Here is a 16,353-nt window from a genome sequence, read left to right on the forward strand (position 1 = left end):
CGCTTGCTTGCTTCGGGCCCGTTTAGACGACGCAAACAGGGGGTGAAACAGGCAAGCGGCTACCCAACGAATAGGTACAGCGTGTTTAAACGCCGAATCCAAGCGCTAAGTGGTTGACGGAAAAGACTTTTTCAGTGGAAACCTCGTGGCCTACGACGTGCTGGCTAGCCGTCAGGTCCGGGCACGTTCGTCCGCCACCATCCAGGGGCAACCCTGCTTGCGCGGAGGACTCTGCCTCTTGCCCCCTCGTGCAGGGAGGGCCCTCCACGCCAGCTTCCCTCGGGCTGGTTTTGCATAAAAAGGTTTGCTACCTAAAGTCTTTCTCTAGATTGAGAGTTCTTCTAAAACCCTCAATCAAGAAGAGAGTCTCGCGCATGGCGCGCCCGCGAGCTCGTGCTTGTGCCCGCGCGCATGCGAGAGGCAAGCCGGCCACCGGCAAGGGCCACACTGCTCGAAGCTTTGGCGCGCTGCTCAGTTGTCTGTACCTCCCGGTGCCTTCTAGGCTCCGGATTTGGCCAATGACCCCTAGGAACCCTCGCCCTCGATATAAATCGCGTCCCCTATATCGACGTGGCTCTCGGGTTCGAGGGCCAAAGCTTTTGGACCTTCGATGCTGCACAAACTATCCTTCCACGTCGAACCTGCGGCCGCCGCCGTACCAGGAGAAACGGAACCACTTAGCGTAGCCGTGCACCCCCTGGTTAACGGTCAGCGCCTCGACCCGAGTGGCCGATACTTCTTCGACGTAGGGTTGGTTCTTGCGCTGAGGGCGCATAACGCCGCTCCGGTGGACTTTTTCACGTGCTCCTGCGGTGTCGCAGGGTGCATCGGCATCTATGAGCCGAGCGAACTGCGAGCCACGGCGGACACCCTCTCCTGGCTGATTCCGACCGGGAAGCACGGCGTCGAGCTCGTAAGACTTCCAGGCGCTGGCCCTTTGCTTCAGTTCACCTTTGACAGGTCCGAGTACGAGTTGGTTCTCGACGACCTGGTTCGCCAGCTCGAGAGGGTATCGAGCAGCCACGGGGGCCGCGGCGTCGATATCTGGGCATGCTCGGAGGGTGATGGGAGCCTCCCCTCGCTTGGGGCTCGCATCGCGGAGGAGCGCGAACGTGCCGTCGCCTCTACGACCGAGAGGCCTGGCGCCGGCAGGTGTTCGGGGACCTCTTGTTCTCCGAACTAGAGTTCACGCATCCAAACGGCTACATCGGATGTCTTCCCCTGGAGAACGTCGCCTATACGCTCTCCTCGGCTGACCATTTCCACCTGAGCGAGACGGCAATGGCGCACATCGAGAGCGTAATCGTCCCGTCATTTCGGATGGGCATCGAGAGGGTGACCGAGATGGCCCGTACACTGGCTTGGACCGCGTTCGTGCACCAGGCTTTTCGCTCCGAGCGAAGCCCTGTCGGCCACGCGCTGGGCCACCTGAAAAGCGCACCTGAGTGGCCAGCTGTCTCGTTTGCGCTGGTAAGCGACTCGCGCACGTTCGCCCCCTAGGGCTGCGGGCGTCCGCAGAGGCCCAGAACGGGCCCCTGTGGGCTTGCTCCGCGGCAAAAGAAAGAACCCTCGAAGCTTGCGCTTTGAGGGTTCGAATTGGTAGTGGTCTAGTGCCAGACGCGAACGGCCAGCTTGTTCTCAGCGACGATGGACAGGTGGACGCGGGAGACGATGTTACGCGGGACAAGCAACAGACGCACGTACTGCGTAAGGTCGTAGGGGGTCGGCTTGGGCTTGACGAGCTGGGGGTGGCCTCCTCGTCAAGCGACGCTTTGCCGTGTAGTGGGGCGCCTTCGGCACCACCTTGAGGGGCCCAGTCTGCTGCGTCGGCATCAACTGGCAGGCCGCTGACGCAGCTCCACCAGTCGGGCTTCGAGCCAGCTCACGTACGACGGTCGAGGGGTGGGCAGTGCGCTGAACTCTGCGAGCAGCACCTGCGCTCCGCCATCCAGTAGTTGCACGTACCCCGAGATGTCCTGAGTAGGGTCGACGTAGACTGTGTCAATGACCTTGTAGTCACCGTACTCGCGAGCCGTGATGGGCTTTCCTCCCGGGCCGTTGTAGTTGGCGCTTTCGAGAGGGCGGTTGAATTCTTCGAACGCCGTGAAATCCACCTGCAGCTTGCCAACATCGTCGTGCTGGACGGTTCCACCTGTCACGTGCATTCGCATGCCGCGTTCGGGGTAGGCTTCCCAGTCCTCAGCCAGGGGGAGGCATTCGACGGCGACGGGGCGGAAGCGAGCCAGCTCCATCAATTCTTTGAAGTTCATTGTGTTTCCTTTGAGGTCTGCCTGTCGGCATTCCTTGTATAGGCGCTGCTGCGGTCTCTGACGGCGTGGTGCGTGGCGGCTGGATTTAAGGAGGAGGGCCTACACGAGGGATTGTCAGCCAGCCACCCTATGTTCAAGCAGCTTCTATTCGTCGTCTCGATTGTGGCGGCGCAAGCGTCGACAGCTCAGAACCTGCCGCCTGTGCCCACCGAGAAGAGTGCAGAGTATGTGTTTTCTGTACACGTTTGCCGGCGTGTCGAGAAGGTCGAAGACGCGTTCCACCCCTGCGTGACGACCGCAACCAGTCGCTTGGCGAGCCAGACGGGCGACACGGCGAGCACATCCAACTTTCGGCAGGTGACCTACCTCGCCTCGAGCCCCGCAGGGCCGGCTCGGTCTGCCGAGCACGTTGCCACAGCGCCCGCGCTTTCGCCGCAGGCGGTAAAGGTCGGCTATGAGCTCTCCCTCAAGCCGCTGTATGAGTCAGATGGTCTCGCGTACGTCCAGTACGACCTTTCCGCGGCTCAGATTGCCCGATGGGTGGCCGTGGAGGGGGAGGGCGTGGCCATACGCCTCCATGTTCCGGAGCTCCAGGAGACCAAATTGAGTGGGACCGACAAGGTGCGTCCGGGGCAGAGCTTCCGGATTGACCGCAGCGGGTACGTGTTCGAGGTCCGACTCCTCAGCGCCGCGCCGCCGACCTCCTACTGACGGCCAGATTCACCTGTGAAGGGCGCGACCTTACGCGATTCTCAAGCGCTAAGGTTCCGGCCCGCGGCCCGCATGGGTTGGCTACACGGTGGAGGAAAACCAACACCATGAAAGATATTGAAATGAGGACCCTTCACTTTTCTGCCCGTTGCTTTACGACTATCCAATCGCTCCTTTCGCAGGTACTCAACGGCCTGCGCGACTACGATGGCCGACCGAAGGTGTGCCTGGCGCCCCTTCGAGGCGCCCTTGCCGAGGTCTGCTTGCGGGACGAGCCTCAATGCGTTTTCAAAGTCGCGCCTCAGAGTGCGGCTGGCGAGGCAAGAGAGCGGCTGCTTCTGCAGGCCTATTTCCACCACATTCACGCCGCAGGACGGGACGAAGGCGTCGAGCACGACATCCGTCCGCTGCCACTGAGCCTGGAAGGCTCGGCTTGCAAACAGTTTGCGGACCTGTTCGGCGACGAGCAGTTCCACGAGGCGGTGCCGACCCCGGAAGGCCCTGGCACCTCTGTGAAATACGCATTCGCATTGGCGCGGCACAACCGCCGCATCAACGCGAGCCGAGTCGCCACTCTGGACTTTCTGGCGTCGCTTGCGCCGCTGACGCACTTCCCCGAAGCGGGGGCGTGCGCTAGCGAAGCTCGGGGCGTGCTCTATGGGCGCAATCGCCAGTTCACCTTGGACATGCTCAAGTTTGCCGTGGTCCTGGGCGATGCGCAGACGCTGCATCAGGTGCGCGAAGAGGTCTGCCGACCCTCGTTCTCGGAGCGGATGTCGGTCATCGAGTACCTGCAGGTCGACGGCCGGATTCCTGGCAAGTGGCTCGCCGGCGAGGAGCAAAACTTCCGTTCTGAAATCTCCGCGAGGATGGCCCTGACCGCCCTGCAACAGACGACTGAAGCCAAGCTGGCCTGAGTCCATCCAGCGTCAGGGCTCTTGCCTTTGATTTCCACCCGACGACCGCTCTCGAGCGGTCGTTTCCTTTTGGGCGGTGGCGGTGGCCGGAACGGTAGTAGTAGATTTGCCGGATTGCGCGGACCTGAGGCGGCTGGCTACACCAAGAAGGGCAACTCTATGAGCAACTATGTGGCAACCACTGACACCTGAAGAGGCGCTCGTCGTCCTTCCGACTGGCGGAAAGCGAACGATTTCGCAGACCGTACTTTCCGGCCGGCTGGCTATGGAGCCGGTGCCGCCGGCTGACACTAAAAGCTGGACCTCGCAGTTTCGGCGGGACGGAGCCGCACCCGGCTCAATCGCTTCGCTCAACGGCACGCGCTCGCAGGTCTTTGCCCAAGCCGTCAAAGCCACTTCCATGTGGCTGCAGGCACAAGGGTTCGGTAGCTTCAGCTGCAGAGCATCCTTGCTGGCTTGTGCCGGCGCGCAGTACCACCACGATGCGACGTACTTCCCAAATGACGTGTTCTGCGTGCTATGGCTGTCTGACAAGACCCCGTGGGACGTTTACTTCCCGTTCCTGGAACGAAGAATTCCACTGGAACTCGGCACCGTGCTGGCATTCGACTCAGCGCAGCCTCACGGCGTGGTCGCCCGGGATTGCGTCGAGTTCCATCCCGATTCGTTCCGAGGGGCTCCCGGGTTCTTCTGCTCGCAGGAAATCGGGTTGACGGCAGCGGTGCGGCGTCGGATGGCAATTAGGAAGCTGTCGGAGCGCGGTCGGAGAGGATGCATAGGCATCGGTGACAAACCGACGCGGACAGTGTGGATGGACGAGATTGACGGGGTGAGCGGTGCTTGGAAAGCTCAACCCGCTCAGCTCCCGTCTACGGCCTACTCCCGCTGACATTCGAAAGGCCGACGTTTCACGACGTCGGCCCTTTTTTTGCCTTGGTGGGCCAGGCTTAACCGAACTGAACGCAACGCATGCTGAGCGTCCCGGATTGAAAGCCTTCGTAGATGGTTTGCGCGCGCTCACCGCCGCCTGCGGCTCCGAGCGGGTACATGAAGGGGTAGTAGTGGTCGGGCGTCGCTACGGCAACCGATGCCCCGTCGAGCTTGCTGAAATTGATGAGGGCCTTGTCGTCCCTTCCGGCGAGTGCAGCCTTCACGGCGTCATCGAACGACTGCGCCCAGGGCCGGCTCGCCGTGAGCGCGTCCGCGACCCCTCGGTCCGTGGCACGAAGGTTGTGCACCACGTTGCCGCTTCCGAGATGAGAACGCCCTTGTCCCGAAGGGCGGCCAGCTCACGGCCGACTGTGTAATGAAACGAAGCCGGCTTCTCGTAGTCGACGGAGACCTGGAAGACCGGCACGTCCGCCTTGGGGTATAGGTGCTTGAGGACTGTCCACGTGCCATGGTCCAGGCCCCACTGCTGCGTTGGGACCACGCGCCCCTGCTTGACCAAGCCAGCAGCAAGATGAGCCAAGACAGGGTGGCCTGGCACGGGATACTCCATGTCGAAGAGTGCCTGGGGGAAGCCCCCGAAGTCGTGGATGGTCTTTGGACGCTCTTGAACGCCTACGCCCGTGGCGCCTTGGGTGAGCCAGTGCGCGGAGACGCTGAGGATGGCAGTGGGTGTCGGCAGAGCTCGGCCCCACGCAAACATCCGGAGGGTGAACTCGTTGTCGCGAATGGCGTTCATCGGGCTGCCATGCCCAATGAAAACTGTGGGCATGCGAGCAACGGATTTGCCGCGCTTCTCCGCCGCCGCATGGGCGAGGCTCGAGAGCGATGCAAGGGCGGCCGTCGCGCCATGCGCAGACGTTTGGAGCAGAAAGCCGCGGCGGCTTGAGTCGGCAGAGAACATGTTTTCAGGAGACTTGCTCGAAGCAGAGCAGCAGGCGAAGGGGCTCGGAACGGGACGGAATTCGTATAGCCGGACGCTTTGTATGGGCCCGGCCGCCCGCGGGGACAGGGCCGAGGCCCTCCCGCCGATTGTAGGTGCGGACCTGGACTCGCAAGGCCGCGCTTTTTCTTGGGAAGGAAGAAGCCCCGCATCCACGAAGGAATGCGGGGCTCACGAATCAGCTGCTTAGAGCGGTCGGACGGAAAGGACGAACCAGCTCTCAATCCCACCACCGTCGTGCTCGAAAGCCCACGACGTAGCCAGGTCATTTGCCCTTGCCCAGGTTGCGAAGCCTTCCAGATTGGGAAATAGGCATGAGCTGGTGCTTCAACCCCGGCCCTTTCTATCTCCGGGCGTAGGCCTCAAGGGGCGAGCACGCGGTGCGGTTTCGACCCTTGCCGGGGCTGGGCCGCGGGCACGACTTCGAGGTCTTTGACGGAGACCTCGAAGAGACGCATCTCCTTGCGGCGACCATCCTTCGGGAAGCTGACGATGGGGGCGACAGCGCCCATGCGGTAGCCAGTGACCTCGCCGGTGCGACCTGAGTAGCGCTTGGACTCCGACGGTCCCTTACGAACTAGGGCTTCAGCCGTGAAGCGCACCTTCGTGCCTTTTTCAAAAAACATGTATTGCTCCTTTGTCCTCTGACGTGTAGCTCGTCATGCCCGCTCAGGCGAAAACGAAGGCGCTATACGAGCGCCTTCGGTGCCGTAATGGCAATCAGCTGATGCGCTTGATTCCAAGCGCGTGGTACAGGTCCGGACGATTGGTCTCCAGCCAGTTGAGGGCTTGAGGGACGTCTAGCCGAAAATCGACGCCGCAGGCAAGGCCCGGTTTACGCTTCCTTGCCAGAAAGTGCTGCTCGTGCGCCGCAGGGGCGTCTGCCTGGCCTCCATCGAGGAGAGACTTCAGCACGAAGGCAGCGGCCTCGCCCTGCATCCCATTTCCGACAAGTTCCATGATGGCCTCGTCTCCGGCCTTGACGAACCACGAGGCGGGCGTCTACGTTCACGTCCTGGCTGCCCGGAGTGCCCGGAACTGTGAGGTACCCATTGACGGCAAGGGGAGCGTCCTGGGGAGAAGCGGTGAGCACCGGAATGTCTCGCGCCGCTGCGCAGTCCCATCCTCCTTCGTCATCAACTCCCCGGCCACGCAGCTCCGTAACGAGCTGAGGGAGCAGGTCGGCGAAGCCCTGTCCCCTCTGCAGAGTCATGATTTCCCGAGGGGCATAGCCCATCTCGAGGTCCCGCTGGGCGGTCGCATAGGCGACGTTCCTACAGAGAGCAGGTCAACTCTCTTAGGAAATGCCATGAAATGGCTTGCTCTCGTTCTCTCTTTTGTTTTTTCGCATCTTCATGCTGCCGAGGTAGTCGACATCGCTCTCGATGCACGTTTCGACGTGTCCGTGGCGGAGGTCGGCTCCGTCAAGCCCCAGGAATTCAAGCACTTTGGGGTCTACATGGGCCAGCCGGTCGATGTCAGCAAGGAAGTCGTGCTCTTCGTGCACGGGTCCTCTGGCTCACCTCGAGATTTTGTGGACGTTGCAGGCAAGCTGGACACATCCAAACAGCAAGCCTGGTATGCCTACTACGCAAGTGGTGACGCTGTCGCAGTGAGTGGCGGACGCCTTGCAAAGGAAGTCCTTCGCTTGATGGACGAAGCGGGCATGCAACGTATCCGAGTTGTTGCTCACAGCATGGGCGGCCTTGTGGCTTGGCATCTTGTCAAGGCGCTGGAGCAGCACATGCATGTCGACCAACTCGTCACGGTGGCCACCCCTTGGGGCGGTCACTGGGGCGCGGGTATCGGCTCAATGATGTCGTTTTTGACGCCCTGCCGTGATAGCTGGCACGACCTCTCGCCCGGGAGTCGGACGCTGCAATCCATCTACGGCAGTCAGCTCGAAACGCACTTCACGCTGGTTTACGCAGTTACAGAGGACAGCGCTGAGTCCGACGGCGACGGCACCATCAGCCGTCAAAGTCAGCTTGCGCCTGGCATGCGGCTTCAAGCCGAGCAGGTCATCAGAACTGTCGCGACGCACGCATCCGTTCTTACCGGCTTGCCGGCTGAACGTATCGCATCGTTGCTCAAGGATAAGGCCTAGGCCTCAATCCTCATTCTAGAAGCCCGACCGCATCCGCGGTTGGGCTTTCTTTTGCCTTGGAGAAACGTTTTAGGCTGGTCGCATTCAAGTACCGTATTTTCTATACAGCCTTGTAGGTCAACTCAGGAACAATCAAGATGCAAAACAAAGCTGGCACGCCTCCCACGAGGTCGCCATCCGAGGATGGCTCCACTCTTGAAGTGCGCGTGTATGAGGGACGTTTGCTGCCCCAAATCGTGTGTGTTGTTGCCCATCAGGCAGAGCCTAGGACGCAGGGCGTCAAGGTGACAGGTCTTCGCTACGCGGACCGTCGATTGCGCGGCCCGGGACACGGACGTCCGTGATTCCTCTCAAGCCCCTCACCGGATTCGTTGAGGGGCTTTCTTTTGAGCTCAAGCTTCGCTGCCAAGGCAAAAAAGGGCCCACGAGGGAATCGTGGGCCGAGAATCAGTCCTTGCGCGGGATGGTTTGCATTGCGTAAACGACGCTGACCCCGCCGCGCGTCACCACCTTGAAGTAGTCATCCGCACCGCCCTTAGTGGGGCGGATATCGCAGAGCTGGAACGACTGTTCGCTGCTTCCTGCCAGGAAGGGAACTCCTTCGCCGGTGGAGGCAGCCAGCGCTTCGGTCGCGGCGATAGCCTGGTCGAGGGTGAGCATCGCCGTCGGTTCCGACGAGCGGAGCGCAACGATGACAGGACGCCCGCCCCGGCTGACCCCCTGAAAGGGGTTGACCATCGCAGCTCTGAGCTCCACGATGGTGCAAGCCTGCATTCGGCCGAAGACGGCCGCCTGAACGAGAAATGGGCGTGCGCCATCGACTGCGCTCCGGACCTGGTTCATGCGCTTGAGCGCCTCCGCGGCGGAGAGCCACGGCTCGTTCTTCTTGGACATTGGTCTTTCCTGGTTGTTTACCTTGTGCGTATAGCGCTCCGACCCCACAACGTTCGCCGAAATTTCTCCAACGTTCGCTTCTGGCGGAATTCCGAGGCGCGACAGGCACTTAGCGAAAAATCGCGGGACAGGGGAGGTCCCGGAGGCGCACGCCATGCGCCGGCGCGCGCAGGTGTAATGGATTTCGTATCCGAAACCGCTTGCCGGGCGTGCGCGGCTTCCTAAAATCGCGGCCAATGTCCCTATAGCGCGCACCAAGCGCCCATTGTCCATGCGAACTAACACAGATACTAGCAGAATCTACGATGACAGTGCCAGTGTCGAGTTCATACCTTGGGCCAAGCCAAAGGAGCGCGCACTGCTCGAGCGGCTATTCACCGCCTATCGGGCCTACCGAGGCAGCCGCCGTCACAAGGTGAAGACCATCAAAGGCGACGAGAACCTCGTCCTGCTCTTTCTCAACCATGCGAGGGCACTGCCTGGTCAGCTGCGCCCGGAGCACTTCGAGCGATGGAGCAACCACCTCTATCTTGAGCGCGGCGTCGTGGCTTCGTCCCAAAGGACCTACCAGACCGCCGTGCGCGTCTTCTTCGATTACCTCCTGCGCGAGCCGCGCTTCAAGGCCGACATCCGCCAGACGCTGGGGGTGGAGCTCGTGCAGGTCTCCACGCCCGAGAACTCCATCATCCACCGGCGTGAGCGCGAACTCGAGCGCAACAACTCGCGCCGCTCTTTCACGGAGGCCGAGGCTGCCACCTTCCTGGAGCGCATCGACCTTGAGATGGCCCTCGCCTACCAGCAGGGCTCCAAAGGGGTGCGTGCCCACCAGCGCAACAAGGCCATGTTCGGCAGCACCCTCGAGATGGGCCTGCGCGCCGATGAAGTCCTGGGCCTGGACACCGATTCGTTCGAGCCGAATCCCGAACAGCCCGCAATGGGGGACTTCGGCATCGTCCGCGTGTTCGGCAAGGGCAGCAAGTGGCGACAGGTTCCCATCCTGAAGGTCGCCCTGAGCCACGCGCTGGCCTGGTACATGGAACACGTGCGCCCGAACTACCTGGCGAAGGCAGCACCCGGAGAAAAGGCAATGTTCCTCTCCGAACAGGGCAAGCGACTGAGCTACAGTGCCTTTCACCGCGAATTCCGCCGAATCATCGAGCTTGCGGGCCTGCCCATCGAGCTGGTGCCACACTGCCTTCGCCACACATCGATGTCGTCGGATGACATGAGCGGCCTCAGCCTGGAGTCCAACCGGCAACGCCACGGCCATGCGCACGGCTCGACCATGCAGGTCTACATCCACCATCCAGATGCTTATATCCGCGGGGCGTTTAACGCCGCCATCGCCAGAAACCTGAAGGCCGATGGAGCGACCGAGTGAGCGACGTCCGCCAGTTGACCCCTGCCGCGGCGCCGCCAGCGGCAAGTTGCGTGGTGCTGTGGCGTCTGCACACGGTCATGTCGGAGCGTGGCATTCGAACCGCTACTGAGTTGTCGCGCCGGCTGGAGCCCTACGCCGTCGGACTCACCCGCAAACAGCTCACGCGCATAGTTGCGGGCCTGCCGTCCAAGCTGAACGTGAAGCTACTGGGCGCGTTGATGCGGGAACTCGATTGCGACGCCCATGAGCTGCTGCGCCTGGAGCCGACCGGCGCACCACCCGCTGCTGGGCCTGCGGGTTCGGCCAAAGATTCTGCTCGCCCCGCTCGCGGCGTTGCGCCCTCCACACCCAAGGCTCCGCGAACCAAGCATCCTGCGGCCTCTGCGGTGCCCCCGAGTGTGCCCCGGGACATCCTGGGTCCCTCCCTGGCATCCCTCGCATTTGTCCGCCCTTTGGGCGCGAGCTAGGGACACGGTGGCTGAGTCCTGCGCCCTTTGCGCCAACCCCGTCCTCATCAAGGTGGCGACACGGCTCGCGCAACGGCCGGTCTGCGGCGCCTGCTACCAGCGAGCGTTCCTACCGGTGCCCTGCTCAACCTGCGGAGCGAGCACCCGAAGTCACCAAGGGATGGAACCTGCCTACTGCCGCCGATGTAGGCCATCGACCGCGTTTGCTTGCATGCGATGCAGCAAACCGGTGCATCGTACGTCGTTCGAAGTGCCTGGCGGCTACGCTTGCGGCTACTGCCGTCGGTTCTACGAGCCTCCTGGGAACTGCACGCGCTGTGGTCGAGAGAGTCGCCATTTCGAGTCCAATCTCGCGCTCGGCATCACGTCGCCGGTTTGCCCGCGCTGCGCCCGGCCCGACTGTCAAACCTGTTCGCGCTGCCGCAAGCACCGCAAGGTTGTCGCGCACTCGCCGGAGGGCAAAGCCCTCTGCCGTCGATGCGTGGAGCCTGTGGCGTTTAGCTGCTCCAGGTGCGGTCGCTCCAGCGAGCGCCACTCCGCCGCGGAGTGTGTCCAGTGTTACTGGCGCCGCGCTCTCGCAAACGAAGTTGCCCTTCTTGCGGGCAGGCTGACACACGGCTGGGCGCGAGCGCTGTTCGAGAAGTTCGCCGCTCAGACCATCGCCCACGCCACCCTCAGCGGACGTTCCAGGGGGCGCTGGAGAGCCTACGCGCAGTTTTTTGAGCGCCTGGGTCTCGCATCGGTCAGCGGTACCGCGCCTACCGCAGAACGGATGGCCGCTGAATTCTCGCCTGAAGAGCTTCGGCGCTACCAGGTCGCCTATGCATGGCTACTCAGGGAAGGGCAAGCCGAGGCGATGCCGATGGAAGTGGTGGCGCGGACCACTGAGAATCTTGCGCAGGACCGGCTTCTGGCGCGTGTGCGAGAGCCCTGGCAGCTCGAGCTGCTCACGCGCTATCGACGAAGCCTTGCTGCCTACCTGCGTAGCTGGCGAGCCCGCGGCTGGGGCGGCGCACACGAACGGTTCACTGCGCGAACGGTCACCTTGTCTTTGCGAGCCGCGTTCCGGCTGCTCGACTCGATGCCGTCCTCTGTCGTGTCGGCCCAAGGGATTGACCGCCCGATGCTCGAACGCTTTGTGGCCAGCTACCCCGGACACCGCAACGCTCTGCACTCCTTTATCGGATTCCTGAACCGCAAGGAGCGAATGTTCCAGCGCCTCCATCTGGACCGCAGTGTGCCAAGCGGCGTTCCGTTTCACGACCTTCTGACCCCGCAGCGTGCCGGGCAGCTGCGCCAGGGGTGGTTTCGGGCGGAAGATGGGGACCTTCGGAATGCGCTGCTGGGCGTATTGATGCTCCTCTACGCGCGTACCGGGAAACAGGCGCGCAACCTTTGCCGCGGCGCCTTCCAAACTACAGCAGACGGCTCGGTGCAGGCTCGGTTCGCAGAAGTGTCCATTGACCTCGATGCCAGGACCTCGGTGCTCTTGACACGGTATCTCGCGACGCTAGAAGCTAGGCGCGGCCAGCCTCTCAAAGACAACGATTTGCTCTTCGAGTCCGCGGTGCCCGGCCGTGCGCTCTCCGACGCCGGGCTCAGGTATGTGTTGCTGGGCCAGGGAGTCACAGCCAGGCAGCTGTACACGACGGCCCTCGCATCGTTCTTCCGAGCGGGGCTGGCCACTCCGAAGGTGCTCGTGCGCACGCTAGGAATCTCAAACCAGACTGCAGTGAAGTATTGGGCTGCCTTCGCCCCACGGATTCGCGACGAGGTGGCTCAAGCCGGACGTTCGCAGGCAACGTCGACCTAGGCGCGGCCGGCCACTGCTGGTTGACCCGCGGTCGCTGTTCTGCTGAGGGCACAAAACGCCAAGCTTCCAACGAGATGGCCTGACCCCCTGACCGGCCCTGGGCCTGCTCGACACCGAATCAGCCAACGGGGGAGCCTACGTCCCATGGACAGCTCTATGGACAACCCTTCAGGTTGCCCACAGACCTGACCACAGGACTTCGGCGAAGACCTTCATGAATGAATTCGAAATCAGAATGCGGGCTCCAACCTTGGTGGTCAGTGTTGGAACTTACCAGTCGCGTCCATTTGATTTGCATGAGCGCCTTCAGGACCGCTTTGACCGGTGCCGCCGTACGGGAGCCGATAGCCTAGCACTGGAGAGCGTAAGGAAATGGCCCCGGAGAGGAGCCTTGAGGAAAGAATTTAAAAGGGGATGCCTGCCGCTAGGGCCCCCGGCGCACTCGAAGGAAGGCCTCTCGGAATGGAGTGACCTTGTGAATCCACCTTCCGGCTCAGGTACGTCACGGGGTGAAGTCACTCGGCCCGAACGCCGCGGCTGGAGAGCCAGAGTTCCACCTCTGCCAAGCACTCATCGCGGCCGCCGCCGCAGGTCTCGACTCGAGTAGAACATCCAAACGGGATGCCCGCGGCGAGACGCCGCTCGATTTCAGCTACCAGCGCAAGGAGCATGCCGGGGGCAACGCTGTCGCGGTAGAACGGGTGCACCTCGATAACGACGAGGTCCTGATGATTCATTGTGATGTCCTGAGTTGATGGGCGCCTTGCCGTCGCCCTATATAGGGGGGGATAAGTCCCGTTGGCTACAGGTGTTGAACGCGCTCGAGGAGCGCACACCAGGAAGGACACATGTCAAACGACAACCAGATGGTCGTGCTCAATGCCGACCAGAAAGCTGTATTCAAGCGCACCCTCACCGAGGTCGTGAGCGGCTTGAACCACCTCCACCAGATGGCCGCGGGCGACCAGCTCTCTCGGGACCATGGACGCAACGTCCTGTACGTCGCCGAATCCAGCCTCGCCGAGGTCGGCAAGTTAACCGGCATCGAAACCGATGCGGCCGCCGTGCGAGAAGAGCGATATGCGGCGCTTCGCGCCGCGAATCAGCGGGTCCTCCAGCTCGAGCGCAGGCTGGGCGAGCAGGTCACCGCTGAAAACGTGGAAGCGGCAGTCAAGCGTCTCGGCGACCGTATCGACCGCTGGTGGGACATTTACGGCTTCGGGCACATCTCCGACATGTCGTTCAGCAAGTACGGCAGTGTCCACCTCAAGTTGAGCGGCAGCCTTTTCGGCACCACCTCGTTGACGTTCTCGGCGACCCCCGTCTCGGACAAGGTTACTCGAGCCACCTGGCTAGCCAGCCTTGTCGAGAGGGGCTTTGTACTTGAAACGTCCGAGGGCTCCGGCCACGAAGGCTTGGTCGATTGCGAGGCGAGTCGGAACGCGCTCATCGAGCTCATCGAGTCACACTTTCCCTCGGCACGGGTCACTGGTTTCGAGAGCCATCGCAATCGCGCCGGCGCGACTGTCCTCCGTACCATCGACGTGCATATCGCGAAGCTGGTGGACATCGAGAATCTCGACCTGCCTCCGATGAGCGTCGACGCAGCAAGCTAGGTGCCGGGAATGTCGAAGCGCTGATTCAAGAAAACGCGGCCCTCGGCCGCGTTTTCGTACGCTGGGGTACCGGCTAACTGGGCCGCGGCCCCTAGCCGAAGAGGTCTACCAACGCCTCGCCAAGCCCTTTTCCGGGACCAGGCTCCGGAGGCGCGTGGCTTCGTGCTGCGCCCCCGGCCCGGCGAATCTCCTGGTTCTCCGCTTCGATGCGCCTAGCACGCTCTTGAGCGCCCGTGGCAATCATTTGTGCCTTCTCAAGGTCCGCTTGGAGCTTGCGGAACTGCTTGTCGCGGGACAGGTCAAGCTCCTGCGTTGCGCGGCTTTCCAGCCTGTTGAGCGCGGCGGCTAGCTCCTCGGAAAGCTTGCCAACCAGCACAGCCAGGTTCGTCGCTTGGCCGATTGCGGGCCCCACAGCCTCGCGGCAAAGAGCTTCGACTGCGTGTTTCCATTCCTCTTGCGCCAGCAGGCTTCGCACCAAGAGCGTCCATTGCGCTTCGGAGAGGGCTGGCACCGGGAGCTTGCAGGTCGCGAACTCAGCTTCCACCTTGGGCCGAGCCTGGACCAGCGCATTTTCCACCGCGCCCATCACTGGTTCCATGCGCTCTTCGAGTGTTCCATAGCCCTCAAGCATGGTATCCAGGGCGGACGCCCGCAGCCTTGCATTGCTCGGGACCCGCATGAAGCCAGACTCGCTGACAAGGTAGATTTGTTCGAGCCCGTCCGTGTGCCGCAGGAATGCAAATGCAAAGGTCAGGTCTCTCGCAGGCGGCCCTCCCACTCTGTAAGGGCATACCCAAAGGGCCACTGCCCGCGTCGCTTCGCTCCTGCGGAGTGCCGATGCCATGCGGGCGCGGATTCCATCAGGGCCTCCTGAAATGAAGCTCGGGTCGCCGGGCTCCACGAGCGACCCCGCCCATCCGCCCTCGTCGCCAAGGCCCGTCAACCGCACGACCTGAATCCGAGGGGGAAATTCTGGCTCAAACTCGGCCTCTGCGACCGCCTGGCGGCAAAGCTGTGGAAAGCAATGCGCTTCCAGGAAAAGCACGTCCTTCGCGGCATCGGAATCGCCGATGCCCATGCTCTGGTCGGACATCAGCTTGTCGGCAACGCTGCTCACAATGCTTCGCAAGAGGTCGTCCTGGGTAAGCCCCCCGGCTGGCGACTTCGCGCGCCCTGATTTGGTTCGTAGCTTCGCCATGATTTCAGCTGAGACTGTTTGCAAGATGGGCCACGCCGGAGCCGACCACGACCCGACTCGACTCGGCGTCCCAGAAAAAGTACAAGCGCATGCAATAGCGCTCGTCGCGCCCGCCTCCCTTGAGCAAGTGGAGGTCAAGCATCCTGCGACGTCCGTCCCATCGAACGAAGTAGGCGCTTCCCTGTTCACCTGCGATGCTGGCTCCCACGGAGCCTTCCAGCTTCAGCCCGTGGACGGACATAGCCGCGTCCAGGTCTTCGGCTTTCGCGAGCCCTAGGCGGGTGTCGCGGTATGTGCCGGCAAGTAGCTCAAACGCCGCGCAAACGACCTCCGGCCGCTCGTAGCGCGACTTCTTTACACCGTTAAGCGCACGCGGCAGGACCACGATGCGTTCGCGGTTCTCCGCTGCCCAGGCTGGCAGTGACTCCAAGTCGGGCAGCCTTCCGTCGATGTCCACGACCACCTCGTCGGCTTGCGCATCTGCGTTGCCTGTGGCGGCTTCGAGGCTCCGGAGGCGAGCCCTGTATTGCTTGAGCTGCCGCTTCTGCTCGTCCAGCAGCGTCAGCAAGTAGTTCGCCTCATCCTCTTGGGCGTTAAGACGCGCAAGCAACTCCGGGTTGGTGGATTTGACGCGACCCTCGCCACAAAGCGTCGCCAGAAGTTCAACGAATGTCGGCAGGGTCCCCGTTTCAATAGGCGCTCCCGTCGCAGTTGCTGCCGACCACCAGGCTGGAGCTTCCAGGCGGGTTCCGCCACCATCTGGGGCGTGGAACGGACTTAGCGGACCCGCGTAGCGCCTTATTCGATACCCCGTTCGGGCGGCTATTCCCTTGGGCTGTACGAAGAACGTTTCGTGCTGTGCGAGGCCGTTTTCGTCAACACAGGCCCATCGAGCAGCAACAAAACGCTGGGAGCGTTGCACGGCCAATGAAACCGGCACACCGCCGCTATCCACGTCGCCCACGCCATCCGGCAGGGATTCGCCGGACTCGAGCTGCAAATGCCCCGCGAGCGCCTCGAGAAAGCTCTCGAACACCGCGGCGCTGATACTTTTGTGTAAGGTCTGGGACTGCATAGTGTTAATCCTA

Annotated in this window: 15 protein-coding genes and 1 pseudogene; 8 read left to right on the plus strand and 8 right to left on the minus strand. The window is 62.4% G+C overall.

Annotated features, from left to right (window positions below; genetic code table 11):
* Positions 1-1,832: 1,832 nt before the first annotated feature.
* The gene (locus E5P2_RS28440; protein ID WP_068679188.1) at positions 1,833-2,270 is read right to left on the minus strand and encodes a hypothetical protein; all 438 of its coding nucleotides are present in this window, start codon (positions 2,268-2,270) and stop codon (positions 1,833-1,835) included.
* Positions 2,271-2,399: 129 nt separating this feature from the next.
* On the opposite strand from E5P2_RS28440, the gene E5P2_RS28445 reads away from it, so the two are divergent.
* The 3 genes from E5P2_RS28445 to E5P2_RS28455 all read left to right on the plus strand — a co-directional run bounded on the left by E5P2_RS28445 (position 2,400) and on the right by E5P2_RS28455 (position 4,787).
* Positions 2,400-2,981: a hypothetical protein gene (locus E5P2_RS28445; RefSeq protein ID WP_068679190.1), complete on the plus strand. Its 582-nt coding sequence runs from the start codon at positions 2,400-2,402 to the stop codon at positions 2,979-2,981.
* A gap of 107 nt (positions 2,982-3,088) precedes the next feature.
* Positions 3,089-3,898 (plus strand): hypothetical protein, encoded by an 810-nt coding sequence (locus E5P2_RS28450; protein WP_162570731.1) that lies wholly within the window; start codon positions 3,089-3,091, stop codon positions 3,896-3,898.
* A gap of 169 nt (positions 3,899-4,067) precedes the next feature.
* On the plus strand, positions 4,068-4,787 hold the full coding sequence (locus E5P2_RS28455) for a hypothetical protein (RefSeq protein ID WP_162570732.1): 720 nt from the start codon (positions 4,068-4,070) through the stop codon (positions 4,785-4,787).
* A gap of 58 nt (positions 4,788-4,845) precedes the next feature.
* Here the strand turns inward: E5P2_RS28455 and ygiD are convergent.
* The 3 genes and pseudogenes from ygiD to E5P2_RS28470 all read right to left on the minus strand — a co-directional run bounded on the left by ygiD (position 4,846) and on the right by E5P2_RS28470 (position 6,749).
* Positions 4,846-5,750 (minus strand): annotated as a pseudogene (ygiD, locus tag E5P2_RS28460) (4,5-DOPA dioxygenase extradiol).
* 401 nt (positions 5,751-6,151) lie between these two features.
* Positions 6,152-6,415, minus strand: a complete 264-nt coding sequence (locus E5P2_RS28465) for a hypothetical protein (RefSeq protein WP_162570733.1) — start codon at positions 6,413-6,415, stop codon at positions 6,152-6,154.
* Between the two features lie 94 nt (positions 6,416-6,509).
* The gene (locus E5P2_RS28470; RefSeq protein ID WP_162570734.1) at positions 6,510-6,749 is read right to left on the minus strand and encodes a hypothetical protein; all 240 of its coding nucleotides are present in this window, start codon (positions 6,747-6,749) and stop codon (positions 6,510-6,512) included.
* A 349-nt stretch (positions 6,750-7,098) separates the two neighbouring features.
* Between E5P2_RS28470 and E5P2_RS28475 the strand changes: the two genes are divergently transcribed.
* The gene (locus E5P2_RS28475) at positions 7,099-7,896 is read left to right on the plus strand and encodes an esterase/lipase family protein (protein WP_162487203.1); all 798 of its coding nucleotides are present in this window, start codon (positions 7,099-7,101) and stop codon (positions 7,894-7,896) included.
* Positions 7,897-8,343: 447 nt separating this feature from the next.
* Here the strand turns inward: E5P2_RS28475 and E5P2_RS28480 are convergent, their stop codons facing one another.
* Positions 8,344-8,790, minus strand: coding sequence for a hypothetical protein (locus E5P2_RS28480; RefSeq protein ID WP_162570735.1), 447 nt, complete (start codon positions 8,788-8,790; stop codon positions 8,344-8,346).
* A gap of 271 nt (positions 8,791-9,061) precedes the next feature.
* Here E5P2_RS28480 and E5P2_RS28485 point away from each other — a divergent pair, with 271 nt between their 5' ends.
* The 3 genes from E5P2_RS28485 (at position 9,062) to E5P2_RS28495 (ending at position 12,451) form a co-directional block, all read left to right on the plus strand.
* Positions 9,062-10,171, plus strand: a complete 1,110-nt coding sequence (locus E5P2_RS28485; protein WP_162570736.1) for a tyrosine-type recombinase/integrase — start codon at positions 9,062-9,064, stop codon at positions 10,169-10,171.
* Positions 10,172-10,224: 53 nt separating this feature from the next.
* Positions 10,225-10,638, plus strand: coding sequence for a helix-turn-helix domain-containing protein (locus E5P2_RS38405; RefSeq protein ID WP_443083474.1), 414 nt, complete (start codon positions 10,225-10,227; stop codon positions 10,636-10,638).
* Between the two features lie 772 nt (positions 10,639-11,410).
* The gene (locus tag E5P2_RS28495) at positions 11,411-12,451 is read left to right on the plus strand and encodes a hypothetical protein (RefSeq protein ID WP_162570738.1); all 1,041 of its coding nucleotides are present in this window, start codon (positions 11,411-11,413) and stop codon (positions 12,449-12,451) included.
* 515 nt (positions 12,452-12,966) lie between these two features.
* Here the strand turns inward: E5P2_RS28495 and E5P2_RS28500 are convergent.
* The gene (locus tag E5P2_RS28500; protein WP_162570739.1) at positions 12,967-13,188 is read right to left on the minus strand and encodes a hypothetical protein; all 222 of its coding nucleotides are present in this window, start codon (positions 13,186-13,188) and stop codon (positions 12,967-12,969) included.
* A 111-nt stretch (positions 13,189-13,299) separates the two neighbouring features.
* Here E5P2_RS28500 and E5P2_RS28505 point away from each other — a divergent pair, with 111 nt between their 5' ends.
* Positions 13,300-14,067, plus strand: coding sequence for a hypothetical protein (locus tag E5P2_RS28505; protein ID WP_068677184.1), 768 nt, complete (start codon positions 13,300-13,302; stop codon positions 14,065-14,067).
* Between the two features lie 91 nt (positions 14,068-14,158).
* Here E5P2_RS28505 and E5P2_RS28510 read toward each other — a convergent pair whose 3' ends face one another.
* Positions 14,159-15,196, minus strand: coding sequence for a hypothetical protein (locus E5P2_RS28510; RefSeq protein WP_162570740.1), 1,038 nt, complete (start codon positions 15,194-15,196; stop codon positions 14,159-14,161).
* 73 nt (positions 15,197-15,269) lie between these two features.
* On the minus strand, positions 15,270-16,340 hold the full coding sequence (locus E5P2_RS28515; protein ID WP_162570741.1) for a hypothetical protein: 1,071 nt from the start codon (positions 16,338-16,340) through the stop codon (positions 15,270-15,272).
* Positions 16,341-16,353 lie beyond the last annotated feature (13 nt).

Source organism: Variovorax sp. SRS16, from assembly GCF_901827165.1.
Classification (GTDB): domain Bacteria; phylum Pseudomonadota; class Gammaproteobacteria; order Burkholderiales; family Burkholderiaceae_C; genus Variovorax.